Below are 18,569 nucleotides of genomic sequence, written 5' to 3'. Positions count from 1 at the left end.
GGTGGGCCGATGATCGAGTCGGACATCGACGCACCGGGCGGCCGGCGCATTCACCTCTACGACAGTGGTCGAGTGGGCGGCTCGGGGGTCATCTACTGGCAGCATGGCGCCGGCATGAGCGGGCTGCCACCTCTGCCATTCGTCCATCGCGCACGCGACCTGGGGATTCGCGTCGTCAGCCACGATCGTCCCGGCTACGGGCGCTCGGCACCGCAGTCCGGCCGCAGCGTGGCCGACGGAGCCCGCGACGCCACATCCGTCCTGGATGCGCTGGAGATCGAATCCGCGGCGACACTCGGCCTGTCGGCGGGGGCGATGCACGCGCTCGCGGCTGTCGCCGTGAATCCGCTCCGTTTCACTGCCGCCGCGGTCCTCGGCGGCCCGGCGCCGTACGGCGCCGTAGGGCTGGACTGGTTCGCCGGCATGAGCGCCGCGAACCGGGCCGAGTTCGAGGCGGGGCTGGCGGGCGCCGAGCCGCTCCGCTCGCACCTGTCGGCGACGACCGAGGTCGACCTCGGCATGTTCGCAGCCGCCGATCTCGAAGCGATGCACGGCCCCTATTGGCAGTGGCAGCTCGACGCAGCCGCCGCCACGTCGACCGAGGGCACGATCGACGACGAACTGGCCTGTCTCGCCGACTGGCGATTCCGACTGGACCAGATCACCGCGCCCGTCCTGATCATGCACGGCGCCGACGACACCTTCGTTCCTGCAACGCACGCTCGCTGGGTAGCCGGCGCCATCCCGACGAGCACGCTTCGCATCGAACCCGGCGGACACATCAGCACCATCCCCTTGGTCGAAGAGTCCCTGCCGTGGCTGCTGGCATCTGGCCCGCGATTGGGGTTGAGCAGACGCTGAAGCGATGAACGCAAGCCGGCCCCGGTCGCCGGTTAGCGTTGCAGCATGACAGGAACTGGCTCGTCGGGAGTGCGACAGCTACGGCTGGTCGTTCACGCGGAGGATTTCGAAGCGGCGCTCGCGTTCTACCGAGACGTGCTCGGCCTGCCAGAGCAGGCCGCGTTCACCGGTGACGGCGACGCGAAGGTGGTGATCCTCGACGCCGGCCGGGCCACGTTGGAACTCTCCAACCCGGCCCAGGTCGAAATGATCGACCGCGTCGAAGCGGGCGGGGCGCCGAGCGCGCGCATCCGCGTCGCGTTCGAGGTAGATGACGCAGGAGGCAAGACCGGCGAGCTGGTCGACGCAGGCGCGGAACTCATCGCCTCGCCCCGAACGACCCCTTGGCAGTCTCTCAACTCACGGTTGAACGCCCCTGCCGGACTGCAGATCACACTGTTCCAGGAACTCGAACCCATCGAACTGCGCACACAACGAGACGGCTTCGGCACCGCCTGAGATCCTTCGAGCATCTCGAGCGTCTCGCGAGTCATCGCATCCATCGTGCCGGAAAACTCCGAGCCGCCAGTCAGACGCGATGGCCGCCCGCCGATACGTCAGCGTGCGTCGGCATTTGAGGTCGCGAGGTGCCTGACCAGGAACTTGACACTGCGGTTGATGATGTCATCGGCCTGTGTGGCGGTCCACGCGCTGTGGGGATAGCCGTCGAAGGTGTCGATACTCACGTTCGAGCCGGCGACCTCGACGAGGGCCTCGCGGTTCTCCGTCGAGACGTACTCGTCGGCAGTGCCGAACACGAGATACGTCGGGGCGGAGATCGCAGCGAGGTGCTGAGCGACGTCGGCGGCGTACGCCTCCTGCCAAAACGCATTGCCGACGCGCTGTCCGCCTTCTTCTACGAATCCGTCCGGCCTGGCAGTAAAGGCGTCGATGTTCGCATCGGGCACCCACGCAACCACCGCGCCAACGGGTAGTCCGTCTGCCGCGCAAATGGTTGCGGATGCGCCCATGCTTTGACCGAACAGGGCGACTCGTCGCCCTGCATCGAGTTCGCGTCGCGCGAGCAGCTTGATCGTCTCGACCCAGTCGGTGAACCGCGACTCGAGGAAGTCGCCGTCGGAGTCCCCGGACCCGTACTGGTCGAAGCGCAAGGATGAGATTCCGGCTGCTGCGAGCTGCCTCGCCGCCCGGACGAAGGTTCTGTTCGGCCCCGTCTTCTCACCGCGGAAGCCGTGGCTGAAGATGACGGTCGCCTCGCTGTCGGCATCATGGCGAGCGCACGCGATCGAGCGGCCACGGATGTCGGTGCGGAAAAACGTCTCAGACGGCGATGTCACGATCTCAGCCTGACATGCAGCCCCGCGAGGCCGGCCGCGTTGACTGAACAAGCGGCGACCCATGTTCGAGGCTGCGTGCGACCGCCGGTCTCGTACGCGGCATCCACGACGAAGCTCGCGCCGTCTTTCGCTACCGCCGGCAAATCCCATCGGGCAGTCACCACACTGCTGAGCCGCCGATGTCCGGCAACAAGAGATTCGTCCTACCATCCCGCTCTCACGAGCGGATGCGAGTCCCTCAGTGCACGTCGACGGTGAGTGATGCGCGGAGCAGTTCTTTCGCACGTGCGTAGCGGGTGCGTGCGGTCGAGCCGGGGATGCCCAGGAGCTCGGCGGCCTGTACGAGTGTCATCCGCTCCCAATGGATGAGGCGGACGAGTTCGCCGAGATCGGCGTCCAGGCGCTGGATGGCGTCTCTGACCTCCGCGCCGTCGTCGGCCGCCGGGGCAGCCGCAGCGCGGCTCGAGTATCCGCGGATGCGGTCGGCCAGCGCCCATCGTCGCCGCTCGCCGCGCCGATGGTTGAGGAGCACATTGCGGGCGATCCCGAACAGCCACATCCGGGCGCGTTCCGGCTCGCCGGGAAGATCCACGACGCGCTTCCACGCGGACACCATGGTCTCGCCGAGCAGATCGGGCGCGTCATCCGGGCCGACGCGGCGCTGGAAGTAGCCGAGCAGATCCGGCGCGGTCTCGGTGAGCGCGCGGGTGAGCCGGGCGTCATCCCGCCTCATCCGCGGGCCTTGGGGTAGGGCTGGCCGTTGCTGTCGACGCACGTGAGCTGACTGACCGGGTCCTGCGCGACGGCATAGGGGTCGATGCCGTGGCTGGAGAGCTCGTTGTCTTTGGCCTCGTCGATGGCGATGGCCCACGCCATCGACTCATGATCGTATTCGATCGACTCCGCCTGGCTCGCCGGCATCGTGTCGAGATCGGCGACCGTCTCGCCCGCGGTCAACCCGTATGGCAACCACGCACGCTCCGCAGGGACGAGCGCCTGCGTGTCGACGAGGGCATCGCCCGAGCGGTACCAGTTGTGCAGGACCGTGGTGGCCTGTGCCCAGATCGGGTCGGGGTCCGGGCCGAGGCTGTACGCGGCTTCCCGATAGTTGCACTGGAATCCGTAGGCCATCGTGAACGACATGGCGATCAATGGTTGCTTCGAGCGTGTCGGCGGCCGGAATCCGCCGGTGGCGGCGTATGCGACCCCGGTCCCGCCGGCGAGCAGCGCCACCACCATGCCGCCTGCCAGCCACGCCCGGGCGCGGCGCGGACGCGGCGCGGCCGTGCGCGCGTCGCCGACCATCGCACGGAATTCAGCAGCGGGAACGTGCGGGGATGCCGGTGCGGAACGATCCAGCAGGTCGTCCAGGATGTCGCGGGTCATGTCTCCTCCATCGTCGATGGTGCTCACACCCCGTACCTGTCCGGCATCCCGCGTTTCGTCCTCACGAGAGATTGCGAGAGTTCCTATGGCCGGTTCATCGGCAGTGTTCCACCTGGGGATCCCGTTGTGATCCCGTTGTGACCGCGACGTTCTGGCGTCCGAGGGCTACCGTTTCCGCGCGAGCTGCGGCCCCATGAAGCATCGGAGAGGTATCCGCTCGTCGACGGCTGGACTCACGCCGGCACCACGAAATCAGACAGGCCTGGGCACAGAAGCGCACGGTCGCGCTCGCCTCGGCCGCGAACCAATAGCCAGATGCCGAGAGCTCGGCTCTCAGACCTCCCAGTCGACCTCGTCACTCGCAAACCAGTGCAGACCGCGGCTCCGCCAGGCGGCGGCATGCCGGGCCAGAGCCGATCGCAGTCGTTCCCACGAGGTGGCGGTGGTCCCCCACGCATGCTCGGCGATGAGAGGAAGTCGAGGGAGAAGAAGCGCCAGCATGTCTGCGTCGCTGCGAACGGTCTCCGCCCAGAGGGCTGCTTCGATTCCGGCGAGCCGGCTTGCGTCGAATCCCGGGGCGAGGTCGTCAGGATTCCAGGCGGCGTACTCGTCAAGGCTGGCCGGTGGATAAAGGGGGTTCCCGAGCCGGGCGCGCAACTCCCCTTGTGCCGGGTCCGAGCTCGGCGCTGCATAACGTCGGTCGAGGTACGTCGCGGAAACAGGCGACGCGACCACCCAGGCACCCTGCCTACTGGCCAGGTCCAGGTCGTCTCGAGCGGGCGCGTAGTGCACGATGAGGTCGTCCACCGCCAATCCCAGCACGGTCTCCGGCAGCGCGCCGCTACGGGCGAGTGCGTCCAGCAGCTCCGGTTGGATCCAGTACTGGACGATGCTCTCCGCGGGCAGTGCGCCGCGCGCGGCCTCTTGCCAGCCGACCACGTACTTTCCGGTGCCCGCGACCAGCTGCGCCGCCCGCGTCACGAAGCGCGCATGCTCCGAGGGGGTGAGGTCGAAGGCCTCGTCGCCGCCGATGTGGACATAGCGGCCAGGCGTGAGATCGGCGACGGCGCAGATCACGTCATCGACGAAACGCCACGTCTCCTCCCGACTCCCGTCGAGTGCTGCTCGGCGCTGGCCGGAGTCGTCCTGCGCCGCATCCGCACCGATCTCGGGGTATGCCGCGATCGCGGCGGCGCTGTGTCCCGGCAGGTCGATCTCCGGTACGACGGTGATGAATCGAGCGGCGGCATGATCGACGATGCGCTGGTATTCGGCGGCGCTGTAGTGCGGGCCGGCGGCGGTGAGAGCCGGCCTCGTCGGGATCGCCAAGCGCCATCCCTGGTCGTCGGTCAGGTGCAGGTGCAGCGTGTTGAACTTGTAGAGGTCCAGCAGGTCGATGACCTGTAAGACCCGATCGACGTCGAGGAAGTGCCGGGCGACGTCGAGACTGAGGCCGCGCCAGGCGAATCGGGGGGCGTCGAGGATCGTCGTGCAGGCGATGCTTCCCGTGGCGGGGCCGGTCGCCGCCAGCTGGGTAAGGGTGGTCAGGCCGCGATGGATCCCCTCGGGGTGGGTCGCGCGCACGAGGATGCGCTCAAGCGTGACCTCGAGGCGGTATCGCTCACGCTCTACGTCGGCGCCATCCGCACGCACACCGCGCACGGCAGGCAGCCGTTCCTCACCGGGGATGGCATCGACCAGCTGCAGTTCGATCACGTTCGTCGAATCGACCGCATCGCCTCGGGTGATGTCGATGCCGCACCACGCGCGCAGGCTCGACACAAACGTCGCGCCAGTTTCCTCCAAGCAGGGGGCGGTGACGCGCAGCGCGGCGCCCCGTCCCAGCTCGAACGCCCTCGTGCTCTCCGTGATCTGCAGGGGGCGAGGGATCAGGTCTGCGGTGCTCACTTGACCCCTTTGATCGGCAGGACGGCGAGGGCGGATGCCGCGGCAAGCGCCATTCCCACTGGGAACAGCGCTGCGTAGCCGCCCGTGGCGAGGACGATGCCGCCGGCGATTCCCGGCGCCAGAACGTTCGGCAGCTGCCCGGCGATGTTGACGATGCCGAGATCCTTTCCGTGCCCGTCGGTCGACGGCAGAACCTCTGAGACGAGGGCGGTGTCGATGGCTTGGAAGCACCCGAAGCCGAGCCCCGCGATCACCGCCAGCGTGTACATCGCTGGAGCCGTGGGGGATGCCAGTGGCGCAATGAGTGCGGCGCCGACCATGACGGCCGCGATGATGACGAAGGGCTTCCGACGTCCCAGACGGTCGGAGAGGCGCCCGACGACCGCGGTGGAGATGATCACACCCGCGGCGATGATGATGCCGAGCCTGGCCACGACCGCCGAAGCGCCATCGCCGAGGCCGATGTAGTCCTGCAAGATGTACAGCTGGAATCCGAAGACGACGTAGAAGCCCGCGTAGGCGCACATCCTGCTCAGGAACGCCCACCCGAAGTCGGGGTGACGCACCGGGTTGAACCAGAAGATCGTCACCAGCTCGCGCCACCGCATCCGCGTCACACTCATCTGACGACTGGAGCCGTCCATGCACACGATGACGAACAAGCCGATGATCACGACGGTGAGTCCGGCGAGCACGACATAGCCGGAAGCGACGTCGCTGGCGAATGCCGCGCCGTACACCTGGCCGCCGACTGTGCCGAGCATGACCCCAAGTCCCCACAGCGACGCGAAGGTGCCGCGCTGCTCGGTTGGCACGCGGTCCGGCATGACCGCGGTGAGCGGCGCCCACGCGGCGTTGAAACCGATCTGCGCCACCACCCAGGCGATCGCGACGGCAGGAATGGTCGACGCGAACGCGAGGGCGACCAAAGCGACGCCGCCGAGGACGACGCCCGCGAGCATCCAGGGCGCTCGTCGGCCCAGGCGGTTGCGGGTGCGATCAGAGAAGAAGCCCGCGATGGGCTGGGAGAGCAACGACGCGACCGCCCCTGCGGTGCTGACGAGGGCGAGCTGGGCGACTTTGTCGCTTTCGCCGACCAGATGCTGCACCTGCAGGGCCAGCAGGACGGACGTCACCGCACCCCAGACCAGCGAGATGCTGAAAGACGCCGGGCCGAACATGACGAGAAGGCGCCGGCGCGACCGGGGATCCAAGAGCTGCGATGCGGCTGAACTCGGCGGGAAGAGCGGGGCGTCGGTCATGCTGCGGCTGTCCACTTCTTCGTCGGGCATGCGGACGGAACGCACCATGCCACCAAAACTGTCTTGGTCAGTCACATTAGCCACGAAAAACTGGCATAGCAAGACACTTTTCAAGGGGCGCCGCTAACGTGGCGATGTGAGCACACAAGCAGCATCGCCGGGACTGCGTGAGCGGAAGAAGTCGACGCTTCGTGCGCGACTCATCGAGGCCGCTCTGGAGCTCTGTGAAGAAGCGGGCTATGAGGCGACGACTGTGGGGCAGATCTCGCAGCGCGTCGGCGTCTCCACCCGCACCTTCAACCGGTATTTCGCCACGAAAGACGAGGTCGTGCTCGCGCACGAGGATCAGGTCATGGACGAGCTGGTCGCCGCCCTGGAAGCGCGACCGCCCGGCGAATCGCCTTTGACCGCGCTGCGGGGGATCTTCAGAGACCTGTTGGACGACAGTCGGTGGAACGACGCCCGGCTGCGGCGCTTCTGGCGCGCAGAAGCGCTGATCCGCGACAGCCCTGAGTTGATGGGCGCCAACTTCGCCAGATGGGAAGGCAGAAAGGAGCGTCTGGCCCGCCTGTTCGCGGCGCGCAGCGGCCAGGTTGTCGGCTTCGAGTGGCGCCTGCTCGCCTCCGTCGCATTCACGGCGATCGGCATCGCGCTCTCCGAATGGGCGGGCCTCCCCGCCCCGGATCGCGTGGCATGCGCCAGGCTCATCGACGCGGCGCTGGGGCGAGTCGCCCGCGGGCTCGATCACACGAGGCCTTGACGCCGCGCGGCCATCGCCCAGGCGGGCCATCCGTCGCGAAGCCTGAGAGCTCCGCGACGGATGGCCCGTTCGCTGAGTGCTACTTGACGACGGCGAAGCCGGCGTTCCAGCCGATCTTCTCCCCAACGGCGAGGGTGAGCTGCAGGAATCCGAGCGCCTCCAGCTCGTGCGCGCGGCGCAGCGAGCCCGCGTCGATCGCCGCGAGGCCGCCGGCCTCGATCGCGGCGGCGAGCGCCGACTTCGCCGCGTCGTCGTCACCGGCGATCAGCACCGTGGTCTTCTCGGGCCCGATCTGACCCGAGGCAAGCGTGGCCGCGAAGTTCGTGTTGAACGCCTTCAGAACGTGGGCGCCGGGGACCGACTGCTGCAGCTGGGCCGCGGCCGAGCTGCCCTCGGGCACCACCAGCGCGTCGAAGGTCTCGAAGTCCAACGGGTTGGTGATGTCGACGACGACCTTTCCGGCGAGCTGCTCGCCGTAGTTGGTCGCGATCGCCGCGAGAGCCGGGTACGGCACCGCGAGCACCACGATGTCACCGGTCACCTGCGCGTTCGTCTCGGAACTGCCGATGTGCTGCACGGATGCCCCGCCAGAGGCGAGCACGCCGGCGATCGCCGACCCCATGTTGCCACTGCCGAAGATCGTCACGCTGGTCATCGTCTGCTTCTTCCTGGCGCCACTCGCGCCGATTGGTTGTTGATACAAGCAATATATGCCGATTTAGTTGAAGATGCAAGTTTTTTGATAGACTCAGGCCATGACCGAACCACGCTGGCTGAGCCGCAGCGAACAGGACACCTGGGTGTCGTTCGCGGCCGTCCTCGAGCTGCTCCCCCGTGAGCTCGACGCGCAGCTCCAGCGCGACGAGACGCTGACACACTTCGACTACTTCACGCTCGCGATGCTCTCGGAAGCAGAGAATCGCACCCTGCGGATGACGGCGCTGGCCTCCATGACCAACTCCACGCTGCCGCGCCTGTCGCACGTGATCTCCCGGCTCGAGAAGCGCGGCTACGTGCGCCGCGAGCAGTGCGCCGAGGATGCCCGCGCGACCAACGCCGTCATGACCGACGAGGGCTGGCAGAAGATCGTGCAGGCCGCGCCCGGCCACGTCGAGAACGTGCGCTCGCTCGTCTTCGACCCCCTCACCGCCGAGCAGCTCAGGAACCTGCACGAGATCTCAGCGGCCCTGCTGCGCCGGCTCGACCCCGAAGGCCGGATGATGGCGTCCGCCCGCTCGAGCTCCGGGCGCGAGTAGCCGCGGATCTCCCGTCGCAGGCGCGCCGCGTCGCACGCGTCCGCGTGAGTGGACGTGTGCGATCAGTCGTCTTCGTCGACCAGATCGAGCAGATCAGGTGGAAATAGAAGTAAAACCACACCTGTTGTCTATTTCATGACTTCGGGGCATGGCGGCTCCCTCACGAGCCGAGGCGAGCGGAAAGTGGATGCACGCGTCGAGGCGACCCGGGCCCGTCTGCGCACGGCGGTCTTCGAACTGGCGTCCGCCAAGGACATCGCAGACGTGTCCGTCGCCGAACTGGCCCGCGCCGCCGACATCGACCGCAGCACCTTCTACTCTCACGCGAGCTCGCCGACCGAGTTGCTGAGCGGATTCCTGGGCGACGAGCTCGACCCGTTGCGCGAGGCGGTCGAGAGCACCCTCGACGAGGTCCCCGACACCCTGGCCGCCGTCGGCGCGCAGCTCAACGGCCGCCTCATCGACCACCTCGAGCGCAATACCGCGCTCTACTCCCAGCACGACGGCCGCCCGAACACCGCACTTCACCTCACCCTCGGCGCGTACACGAGCGGGGCGCTCGAGCAGGTCCTCGAACACCTGCACGCGCAGGGGGCATCGGGGCCGGCATCCGTCGATGAGCGCCGCTATCTCGCCTCGTTCATCGGCTATGGCGTCGTCGGCGCGGTCGCGACCTGGCTCGCCGAGCCCGAGCCGCGCGATCGCAGCCGGCTCGAGCGGGCGCTCGGCCTGGTCTACAGCGCCTGGCTGGTCCCGGCAGCCGAAAGCACCCCGCTGCGATCCCGCAGCGGACACTCGATCGAAGGAGAAACCCCATGAAGGCATGGCGTCTGACCGCCGCCCACGAGCCGCTCACGCTCGCTGAGGTGCCCGAGCCGGTGGCCGGCCCCGGCGAGGTCGTGATCGACGTCAAGGCCGCGAGCCTGTGCCACAGCGACGTCGGCTTCCTCGACGGGACCCTGACCGGCATCCTCGGCTTCACCCCGATCACCCTCGGCCACGAGATCGCCGGGGTCGTCTCGGCCGTGGGCGAGGGCGTCACCGGAGTGACGGTCGGCGAGCGCGTCGGCGTCCCGACCGCATTCGGCGGCCCCGGTCAGGCGACCGACGGAGGCTTCGCCCCGAAGGTCAAGGTCGGCGCCGAATGGGTCCTGCCGCTGCCCGACGGCATCTCGTTCCAGCAGGCGGCACCGGCGACGGATGCCGGCATGACCGCCTACCACGCGCTGAAGCTCGGCGGCGTCACGGCCGGGACGAAGCTCGGCATCATCGGCGCGGGCGGCCTCGGCTCGCTCGCCATCCAGTTCGCGGTCGGCCTCGGCGCAGAGGTCTACGTCGCCGAGATCAACGAGTCTGTGTGGGATGCCACCCGCGCCCACGGCGCGAAGGCCGTCGCAAAGGACATCACCGAGTTCGCCGACCTCGGCCTCGAGGTCATCGTCGACTACGCCGGCTTCGGCACCACCACCGCAGGCGCCATCGACGCCATCGCCCCGAAAGGCACCGTCGTGCAGGTCGGCCTGGGGCGCGAGCGCGCGGACATCTCCTCGCAGAACGTCGTCTTCAAAGAGGTCACCTATGTCGGCTCGTCTGCGGGCACGCACGAGGACTGCGCCGCCGTGATGCAGCTCATCGCCGACGGCAAGGCGTCTTCGACGCTGAGCGAGATCGGCTTCGACGAGATCGGCGAAGGCGTCGAGAGGCTCGCCCGCGGCGAGGTCGTCGGGCGTCTGGTCGCTGTCCTGCCGTGAGCGCCTGACCCGCGCGGCCACCCCGACCGCGGGCCCACCATCAGCTCGTCGTGATCTCTCGGACGACGCGCATCGTTCTCAGTGGCGTCACTAGGCCCCGGGCGGAGCGCGCAGCCCGGCGTTGCCGTGCCATTGGTGAGACTCCCGCGACTTGGGCGCTTGGTGCCGGATTGTCAATGGCTGGCACTGGGGCGTCCGCGGGCAAACGATGCTCGCATGAGCAATAGCGAGAATGACGAACGTGAGAAGGACTGGGGCGAGCAAGACGCGGATGCGGCTCACCCGTTCGATCAGACCAATGGCATCGTCGAAGGCCTAGAGGGTGATGCCGACTCTCCTGAAGAAGCCGACAAGAAGACCGAAAACGTAAACAGCACCGGCTTCTTGCCTGCGCCTGCGCCGGGGGGCCAGATGCTGCCCGGCGTCGTTCCCGTCGGCACCGAACAGGAGGCCAGCGCCGAGGCCGATGAGCCTGACTGAGCTTGAGACTGTGACTGCTTGCCCGCAAGGCCACGAGTCCTCGCTTGAGGAGTGCGCGTCTTCGCGGGGCTGACCTGGGCCGGCGCGGCGAGGCGCCGGCCCAGACCTGCGTCAGCGGAGAGCAGCGCTCAGTGCGACGTTCCATCCGGCGCCGTTTCGGGCGAGGCCCATCAGGAGGATGGCGGCCCACTCCAGAACGTAGGTCGACTCAAGGCCGCCCGTGTCGAGGGGGCGGATGCCGACGCTCTCGAGGAACATCGCGAAGCGCGCCCTCGCCTCCGAGTCGCCTCCGGCGAAGAGCGCGTCGAGGGGCGCGGCTTCGGCGAGCACGTCGCGGAAGATCGTGTTGAACGCCTTCAGGACCTGGGTGCCCCTCGGCGCCACGGCAGCGATCTGCTGCGACACGGATTCCCCCGGGGTGGTGACGATCCCGGTGCCGTCGGAGTTGAACGGGTTGGTGATGTCGATGAGGATCTTGCCGGTCAGCGCGTCCCCGAACTGCGTCACCACCTCGACCGCGTGCTGGTAGAGAACGGCCACGAAGACGATATCCCCGGCCGGTCGGGCGCCGAAGGTGCCGACCGTGGCGCCGTGTCCGATGTAGTCGGCTGCTGCTTTGGCCTTCGCCGGGTTGCGGCCGATGATCTCGATGCTGTGGCCGTGCTGTGCCGCGCGGGCACCGATGGCGGTGGCCATGTTGCCTGCGCCGATGATGCTGATGGTGGTCATGGTGCGTTCTCCTTTGTCGTAAGGGGCGTGGGTCGGTGGTCAAGGGTGCGTCGGATGGCGGTCAGATGATTCCGCCGACGATCTCGTCGAGCGGCTCGGGCTGGCCGGCTTCGTGGTGGAGCCGGGTGCCGCCGCGGATCAGTGCGGCGCTGAGAACGGCGCCGGCCCAGAAGGCGCCAGCAGCCCACCAGAATCCGATCGAGTAGCCGTGCATGGTCGCGTTCACGGCGGCATGGTGGCCGTGGACCGTCAGATAGTGACCCGTCGCGGCGGCGACGACGGTGCTGACGACGGCGATGCCGAGTGCGGGGCCGAGTTGCTGGAACACGTTGTTGACAGCGCCGGCCGTACCGGCGTCCCTGGCATCGATTCCCAGTTGTCCGACCGCGACCGCCGAGACGATGGCTGATCCGATGCCGACACCGGCGAGGACCAGCCCGGGCAGCACCCAGGCCGCGTACGGGCTGTGGATTCCGGTCTGGGCGAGCAGCGCAGCTCCAGCGCCGCCGATGAGCAGGCCGCCGGCGACGATGACGCGGAGGGTCAGGTGCTTCACGAGCACGTTCTGGGTGAGCGTGGCGATGATGATGACCGTGATCATCATCGGGAGGAACGCGACTCCGGTCATGAGCGGTGAGTAGCCGAGCGTGCCCTGGAAGTAGTAGGTCAGGAACAGGAAGAGCACGAACACCCCGGCCTGGCCGAGGAAGAGCGTCAGGTATGCGGCGCCGCGGTTGCGGTCGGCGAGGACATGCAGCGGGACGAGCGGGCTGCGGTCGAAGCGCTGCAGCACGATGAAGCCGACGAGCAGCCCGGCACCGGCAATGAGCGAGATCAGGGTGACCAGGGATCCCCAGCCGTTGGTCTGGGCCGTCGAGGCGCCGAAGACCAGCCCGAACAGCGCCGCCGAGCCGAGGATCGTGCTCGGCACGGACAGTCGTGGCGTGTCAGCGTGATCGGTGTTGTGCAGCAGCGCGAAGCCGCCGACGACGCCGACCACGGCGAAGACGATGTTGACGTACATCGTCCAGCGCCACCCCGCATAGTCGGTCAGCAGTCCGCCGAGCATCAGCCCGACAGCCGAGGAGCTTCCCGCGACGGCGCCGAAGATCGCGAACGCCTTGTTCAGCTCCTTCAGATCGGTGAAGATCACGGTGATCAGCGATAGCGCCGCCGGCGCCATGATCGCGGCGAAGCCGCCCTGGAAGGCGCGCGCCGTGATCAGCGCTGCGATGTTCGGAGCCGCGCCCGCCACCGCGGACGCGACGGCGAACCCGATCAGCCCGGTGATGAAGACGCTCTTGCGCCCGAACGCGTCCGCCAGCCGGCCGCCGAGCAGAAGCAGGCTTCCGAACGCCAGCAGGTAGGCGGTGACGACCCAGCCGCGAGCAGCATCCGAGAAGCCGAGGTCCGCCTGCACCGAGGGAAGCGCGACGTTCACGATCGTCGCGTCCAGCAGCAGCATCATCTGGGCGATGAGGATGACTCCCAGCGCGAGCCACCGCCTGCCGTGGTGGGGATCGTGCACTGCATCCGGCTGCGCGGCTCTCTGATCCGCCTGTGGAGCGGTCGCGGGCTCGTGGGTACTCATCGTGTTCTCTCCTGGTGAGTTCAAGTCGGGATGCAAAGGTGAGGCACCCCTCCGGTCATACACACGAACGGAGGGGTGCCTCAGGTTATTCCGGAGGGGTACCTCATTTTGTGAACCTGAGAGCAACCTCGACTTCCCGGCTAAAATCAGGAGATGACCGTGACCGATGTCCAGCAGGTCGACAGGCCTCTGCGACGCGACGCGCGCGAGCGCCGCAGCAGGCTCGTCGCGGCGGCGCAGCGCGAGTTCGCCGCGCACGGCGCGGACGCCTCTCTCGAGAAGATCGCACGCAGCGCCGGCGTGGCCATCGGCACCCTGTACCGCCACTTCCCCACACGTCTGGACCTGCTCATGGCAGCGTTCCGGCCCCGCGTGCAGGAATTCCGCGACGGCGCAGCGACTGCTCTTGCCATGGACGACCCGTGGGATGGCCTCGTCTACTACCTGGAGAACCTCTTCGCCATGCAAGTCGGCGACCGCGGCTTCAACGACTTCCTCTCCCGCCGCTTCACCGACAACGCCGAGACCGAGCGCATCCACGACGAGATGTGCCAGCAGATCGAAGACGTCCTCACCCGCGCCCAAGACGCAGGCGAGGCGCGCCCCGACATCACGCAGGCCGACATCGTCAACCTCATCTGGTCCAACGGCCGCATCATCGACGCCACGAGCGAGACCGCACCCAACGCCTGGCGCCGCTATCTGCACCTCATGCTCGACGCCTACCGCGCCGAACGCGCGCATCCGATCCCGGAACCACCGATGACCAGCGACCAGCTGTACAACGCGATGGTCCACCTGAGCGAAGCTAAGTAGACGCCCACTGCCCGCGAAGGGATATAAACAGCCCCGGTGAAAAATGTAGTTTCACCGGGGCTTTTTGGTCGGGCTGACAAGATTTGAACTTGCGACCCCCTGACCCCCAGGCGTCCAGACGGCCGTCGTCGGGCCAGAAACCGCGTAGTTCCGCGGATCAGATCATGCAGCACGCGTCATGCGATGCATGGTTTGCATGATTCTGGTCCCCTTTTGGTCCCCCTCCGGCGGTACGCCAAGAACACAGCTTCCGAGGCGTCGCCAGTCAGTCGATAACGGACGACCTGCCCGTTTAGGTATTCGAACCGTGCCCTTGCATTTGTGCAATGCGATCATCAGCATCCTCAAAATCGTCCTCGATGTCCGCGATGACAACGGCCGTGCCGTAGACGACCGCAGCATCGGTCCCTGGTGTTGCCGCTTGGTCTGTGTCAAGCAGCAGCAGGCTTTGCAAGCTCGCGATCTCATCCCATCCAGATCGGCCTTCTTCCGCTGAGCCCTTTGCGGTGGACAGGTCATCAGTGATCGCCGAGCCGATGACCGTCAAAATGTTGCTGAGCGCGGACACATACTCGGTTCCAGCGTGAGCGGAGGTGAGTTCATCGAGTTGCGTTTTGAGGCCGACAAGACGGTCCCACGATTCGTCAAGCACCCGTCCTTCCTCGTCGGGAATCAGAGTGCTCCCGCGGATCGCAATGATCGCCGCGATCGACGAGAGACGACGAGCTTGCTGAAGATAAGCCCCGTAGGGATCAGAAATTGGTGTCGCAGCGATCGAGCCTGCGAATGCGGAAGGCGCTCCACGATCGCCAAGTGGGAGCACCCCGTGATGCGCAACCTGGAAGATCGAGGCAGACAAGTAGCCATCGGCTGAGCGCAGTCCAATCCATACACGCCGGTCGGGCTGTTCAACAGCAGCTCTCGCAGCATCCGCGAGAGATGCGAGAGCATTTAGATGGGTGAGGACGCTCTCTCCTTCCACAATGATCACTAGGTCTCCTGGAGGCCAACTCATCATCGTGTGGTCGGAGGAGCTCGGCACTACAGCGACCGCGTACCCCGCGTTTGCGAGCGCAAGTCGCATTCGTTCGGCCTCTTTCTGCAAGGCTGCGAAAGAGCGCTCGGTCGCAACGGTGCCTGCTGCTGCGATCCGAGCGGTTCCCGTGTGTCGCCCAGCAGCGGCCCGCATGGATACGCGCATTGATAAGTCCGATCCTGCGCTGGCGGACGCGACCATTCGCAATTGGCGGAGACAGTCGAGTAGCTGAGCGCAATCGGGCGGGTCGGGGAGGTAGCGGTATCGGTCGAGTTCGATCAATGCGCCGACCTTTGGGATGAGACTGTCGAGCGTTCCGACAGTCAGGATGGGGCGCCGCTCGGCGACATCTGCCCGTGCAAGGTTTGGAATGACGTGCTGGAGCATCGATCGCACGACAGTGATGGCGTCGCTCTCGACGGGATAGTCACCGAGGGCGCCCGGCACTTCGTCCGTGTAGCCCTCGTCTGCCGGGGAGTCCATCTCGGAAAGTAGCGCGTTCACCGATTCGAACTGACGAACAATCGCTTGAGGCACAGTCCGATCGCCTAAGTGGGCGATGGTGATTTCGGGAAGCAGGTCGATGAGTGCCCCGAGTGCTTTAGCCTCAGCCGCAAGCTTGGACGTCAGCGTGCCCGCGCCGTACTTTCGAGACAACGCTCGAGCCTGGGCTCTGTTGTCGGAGACTTCGAGGGTATGGGGCAAATTCTCCCGCGGAATCGCTTTGTCAACGAGCGGGTAGTCGCCGAGCTTGACCAAACGCCCAAGGGCATCAACGGCACTTACCCGGGCGATCAACGCTGTCGGCGCAAGAGCGAGGGCCAGTCGGCACACCTCAACGACGGCCTCGTTCTGGTTCGGCTGTAGCTCCTCGTCGACAAAGATCCACCTGCCATCCACCCCGTCTTCTACGCGTTCCAGCGACGCTAGCCACGGTGTTTCTGTCGCGATCCTGCGCAGGAGGAGCTGCTCGCCGCCGGCTGTGATGACAGCGCGTTCCGCAAGTTCGGGTGCCGCGCGGCGCAACGCCTCCGTCATATCGGCCGCGTCGTGCAGCGGCCATACAGTCAGGCGTGCGCCGATTGCACCTGCCGTGGACTCCAGGGCTGTGACGTCAAAACCGCGAAGTACGGTGATGGCCTGCAAAAGGAGTTGAGTTGCATCATCATCGGGGACCGCGGCGGTCGTGAGTTCTTCGACCAGCGTCGTGTCGATCATTTGCCATAGGGGTTGCAGATCCGGATCGGTCGGGACGCTGCGGAGCCGCTCAACGGCTGCCACAATCTCGGGTTTGAAGAGCTGTTCTGTGTCGGGGCGTGGCTTTGTGCGGGACATCGTGAACGCAGTTACAGCGTTGCCAGCATCAACGTCACATTCATCGAGGATGAGCTTCCAGTCGTCGGCCCGCCGTCGCAGTCCATCGGCGCGGAAAGCGGATGCGACTGCGATGAGCGTCTGGAGGGTGCGATCGCGTGTGATGCGCTCGGTTGCGGCCTGGATCATTACGGCCTGGTCGGCCCCGGACTCGAGTGTGCGTCGGAGGAATCGTGCGAGTTCGGCGCTGGTCACCAGAGGGACAATGCGCTTGAGGGTCTCCTGCTGTCCGAAGGGGTGAGCTGTCCGGGCGAGTGCGGCGGAGCGGATTTCGTGCAGCGGCCGTATGAGGTTGCCCGAGTCCTCAACGATGAGGTGCTCGTCGATGAGGCGGCGACTGGCGGCGATGAATGCGTCGCGATCGGCATCCAGAGCGGATTGGATCGCGTATGCAGGGACGGCGACGCCGTATTGGTTGGCACACGATGCGAGCCGGAGGATCTCAAGCTCAAGATGTCGACTCGGGTCTGCTTCGCGTGCGGCGACTTGCGCGCTGACGACACTGTCGAGATTCACGCCTTCGGTGAGCAGAGTGACGTACTCCAGTAGGAGGCCGCCTGCTCGCTCGGCTGGTTCCCGCCATCCGGCCCATTCGGTGAGATTGTCAGCCCGGTAGTCGCGCCAGAGTTGCTCTGCAAAGGTGTCGTCAAGCATGGGCGTTATCGTGGCAATGGCCGACAGTAGCGGGACAGGGAAGCGGTCTTCCTCCCGAATTGAAACAACGGTGATCACGTTCGACAGATCCGCGAGCCGTCTCAGTAGTCGATCGAGCAGATCTGGGTCGTGGCGCCCAGCGTCGTCGATGAGGACTCCCACAGGGGCATACGCACTCGGCCGCAAAGACTCAATGCGTGCGGAAAGAAGTGCGACGGCATCGCGCCCGGTGCGCCCCGTTGGTGTCAGCGAGTGGACATGCTGCCAGCGATACAGACTCCGGGTCTCGTGCGCGGCGGCGTAGGCGAGTGCGCTCTTGCCACTGCCGCTCGGCCCGGCAACGACCGCCAACCGGCGGGCCACCGCGACTTCGATCACCTGCTGGGTTAGTTCAACACGGGGCACGAGCAATCCGGCAGCGACATGAGGAGCCCCCACATGCACGCCCTGACGTATGTCCGAGTCATCAGCAGGCGATCTCCAGTCGATTGCCTCGCAAACCCCCAGCGACCTTGCTTCATCGAGCAACTCGAGGTCAACGGTCGCAAGGACCTGGTCTATGAGGACATCGATGCCTGCAATGTCCACGGCCGCGCGCCGCGCGACATCCGGGTCCGCGTTCGCGTCGCTAGCCTGTCCCACTTGGGTGCACACGGCAGCCACAATGATTTCCGCAAGTCCATCCGGGAAATCACGAGCCCCGGCAACGATGCTGATCGCCTGCGCGTGCGGATCAGGACAGATTACAACTGAGGCTGAGGCCGCAAAGGCAACCGAATCCTGATCGTTGTCGAAGGATAGAGCATCCAGTTCCTTGGCCAATTCACTCGAGGCACTCGAGCCAGGTCGTGCAGCCTCACTCCCCCACCCGGGAACTGGGATTCGAGCGACCGGGCGCTCAAGCAAGAGGATCGTCTCGGCTGAGAGTTCGGCTTCCCTGCGCTTCACCCAGGCCTTCGCGACGGAACGTAAGTCTTTTCGCAGGTCTGTCGGGGCGAAATCGCCCGCGCTCTCGCGTCGCGACTTGACCTGAATGAAGAACGACCCGCTCGACGACTGCACCGAAATGTCGTCAAACCCTTCCGGTGTCACGACCGCTGTCGCGTCGCCTTCGCTCCACAGGCGCAATACAACAAGCGTGGCGACCAGATCCTGAAAACGAAAGCCGCGCCCGGCACGCGCACCGGCTCGGGAAGCAACCCACAACGCAGCCTGCGGGTCGGTTGGCACGCTAGTTGTCGCTGGGCTGGCAGGCGGTGAGGTCTCCCGTTTCTTGCCGCGGCGCTCCTGCGCGGCACCTCGTCGGCGCGCTTCGGCTATCGCGCGCTCGGAGTTTCGACGGGTCATATATTGATGGTATCGACGACC

General features: G+C 66.5%; 17 protein-coding genes. 8 read left to right on the top strand and 9 right to left on the bottom strand.

Features of this window, described 5'->3' with window-relative positions:
- Window positions 1-9 precede the first annotated feature (9 nt).
- Together D7I44_RS14810 and D7I44_RS14805 are read left to right on the top strand one after the other, a co-directional pair.
- Window positions 10-861, top strand: coding sequence for an alpha/beta fold hydrolase (locus D7I44_RS14810; RefSeq protein WP_120790197.1), 852 nt, complete (start codon window positions 10-12; stop codon window positions 859-861).
- Between the two features lie 45 nt (window positions 862-906).
- Window positions 907-1,359, top strand: coding sequence for a VOC family protein (locus tag D7I44_RS14805; protein WP_120790196.1), 453 nt, complete (start codon window positions 907-909; stop codon window positions 1,357-1,359).
- Window positions 1,360-1,457: 98 nt separating this feature from the next.
- Here the strand turns inward: D7I44_RS14805 and D7I44_RS14800 are convergent, their stop codons facing one another.
- The 5 genes from D7I44_RS14800 to D7I44_RS14780 all read right to left on the bottom strand — a co-directional run bounded on the left by D7I44_RS14800 (window position 1,458) and on the right by D7I44_RS14780 (window position 6,802).
- Window positions 1,458-2,198 carry an alpha/beta hydrolase family protein gene (locus tag D7I44_RS14800; protein ID WP_162940305.1) on the bottom strand — a complete coding sequence of 247 codons (741 nt, stop codon included), beginning with the start codon at window positions 2,196-2,198 and terminating at the stop codon, window positions 1,458-1,460.
- A gap of 238 nt (window positions 2,199-2,436) precedes the next feature.
- A complete protein-coding gene (locus tag D7I44_RS14795; protein WP_120790194.1) occupies window positions 2,437-2,931 on the bottom strand; it encodes an RNA polymerase sigma factor in 495 nt (164 codons plus the stop codon).
- The gene (locus tag D7I44_RS14790; RefSeq protein ID WP_162940304.1) at window positions 2,928-3,584 is read right to left on the bottom strand and encodes a hypothetical protein; all 657 of its coding nucleotides are present in this window, start codon (window positions 3,582-3,584) and stop codon (window positions 2,928-2,930) included. The genes D7I44_RS14795 and D7I44_RS14790 overlap by 4 nt, the downstream gene beginning before the upstream one ends.
- A gap of 333 nt (window positions 3,585-3,917) precedes the next feature.
- Window positions 3,918-5,492, bottom strand: coding sequence for a family 20 glycosylhydrolase (locus D7I44_RS14785; RefSeq protein WP_162940303.1), 1,575 nt, complete (start codon window positions 5,490-5,492; stop codon window positions 3,918-3,920).
- Window positions 5,489-6,802 (bottom strand): MFS transporter, encoded by a 1,314-nt coding sequence (locus D7I44_RS14780; RefSeq protein ID WP_120790191.1) that lies wholly within the window; start codon window positions 6,800-6,802, stop codon window positions 5,489-5,491. The genes D7I44_RS14785 and D7I44_RS14780 overlap by 4 nt, the downstream gene beginning before the upstream one ends.
- Before the next feature lie 205 nt (window positions 6,803-7,007).
- On the opposite strand from D7I44_RS14780, the gene D7I44_RS14775 reads away from it, so the two are divergent.
- Complete coding sequence (locus tag D7I44_RS14775) at window positions 7,008-7,514, top strand: TetR/AcrR family transcriptional regulator (RefSeq protein ID WP_245979697.1); 507 nt, start codon at window positions 7,008-7,010, stop codon at window positions 7,512-7,514.
- Between the two features lie 79 nt (window positions 7,515-7,593).
- Here the strand turns inward: D7I44_RS14775 and D7I44_RS14770 are convergent, their stop codons facing one another.
- Window positions 7,594-8,169: an NADPH-dependent F420 reductase gene (locus tag D7I44_RS14770; protein WP_120790189.1), complete on the bottom strand. Its 576-nt coding sequence runs from the start codon at window positions 8,167-8,169 to the stop codon at window positions 7,594-7,596.
- Between the two features lie 100 nt (window positions 8,170-8,269).
- Here D7I44_RS14770 and D7I44_RS14765 point away from each other — a divergent pair, with 100 nt between their 5' ends.
- The 4 genes from D7I44_RS14765 to D7I44_RS14750 all read left to right on the top strand — a co-directional run bounded on the left by D7I44_RS14765 (window position 8,270) and on the right by D7I44_RS14750 (window position 11,001).
- Window positions 8,270-8,770, top strand: coding sequence for a MarR family winged helix-turn-helix transcriptional regulator (locus tag D7I44_RS14765; RefSeq protein ID WP_120790188.1), 501 nt, complete (start codon window positions 8,270-8,272; stop codon window positions 8,768-8,770).
- A 183-nt stretch (window positions 8,771-8,953) separates the two neighbouring features.
- Window positions 8,954-9,589, top strand: a complete 636-nt coding sequence (locus D7I44_RS14760; protein WP_162940302.1) for a TetR/AcrR family transcriptional regulator — start codon at window positions 8,954-8,956, stop codon at window positions 9,587-9,589.
- Complete coding sequence (locus D7I44_RS14755) at window positions 9,586-10,521, top strand: zinc-binding dehydrogenase (RefSeq protein ID WP_120790186.1); 936 nt, start codon at window positions 9,586-9,588, stop codon at window positions 10,519-10,521. Before D7I44_RS14760 ends, D7I44_RS14755 begins: the two co-directional genes overlap by 4 nt.
- A gap of 216 nt (window positions 10,522-10,737) precedes the next feature.
- A complete protein-coding gene (locus tag D7I44_RS14750) occupies window positions 10,738-11,001 on the top strand; it encodes a hypothetical protein (protein WP_120790185.1) in 264 nt (87 codons plus the stop codon).
- Between the two features lie 111 nt (window positions 11,002-11,112).
- Here D7I44_RS14750 and D7I44_RS14745 read toward each other — a convergent pair whose 3' ends face one another.
- The gene (locus tag D7I44_RS14745; protein WP_120790184.1) at window positions 11,113-11,730 is read right to left on the bottom strand and encodes an NADPH-dependent F420 reductase; all 618 of its coding nucleotides are present in this window, start codon (window positions 11,728-11,730) and stop codon (window positions 11,113-11,115) included.
- A gap of 61 nt (window positions 11,731-11,791) precedes the next feature.
- Complete coding sequence (locus D7I44_RS14740) at window positions 11,792-13,321, bottom strand: MFS transporter (RefSeq protein ID WP_120790183.1); 1,530 nt, start codon at window positions 13,319-13,321, stop codon at window positions 11,792-11,794.
- 153 nt (window positions 13,322-13,474) lie between these two features.
- Here D7I44_RS14740 and D7I44_RS14735 point away from each other — a divergent pair, with 153 nt between their 5' ends.
- Window positions 13,475-14,137, top strand: coding sequence for a TetR/AcrR family transcriptional regulator (locus D7I44_RS14735; RefSeq protein WP_120790182.1), 663 nt, complete (start codon window positions 13,475-13,477; stop codon window positions 14,135-14,137).
- Between the two features lie 292 nt (window positions 14,138-14,429).
- On the opposite strand, the gene D7I44_RS14730 is transcribed toward D7I44_RS14735, so the two are convergent.
- Window positions 14,430-18,548, bottom strand: coding sequence for a dsDNA nuclease domain-containing protein (locus D7I44_RS14730; protein WP_162940301.1), 4,119 nt, complete (start codon window positions 18,546-18,548; stop codon window positions 14,430-14,432).
- Between the last annotated feature and the right edge of the window lie 21 nt (window positions 18,549-18,569).

The sequence above is a fragment of the Gryllotalpicola protaetiae genome (assembly GCF_003627055.1).
In the GTDB taxonomy this organism is placed as follows: domain Bacteria; phylum Actinomycetota; class Actinomycetes; order Actinomycetales; family Microbacteriaceae; genus Gryllotalpicola; species Gryllotalpicola protaetiae.
Note: the sequence above shows the minus strand (reverse complement) of the source record. Positions and strands in the feature narration are given on the sequence as shown.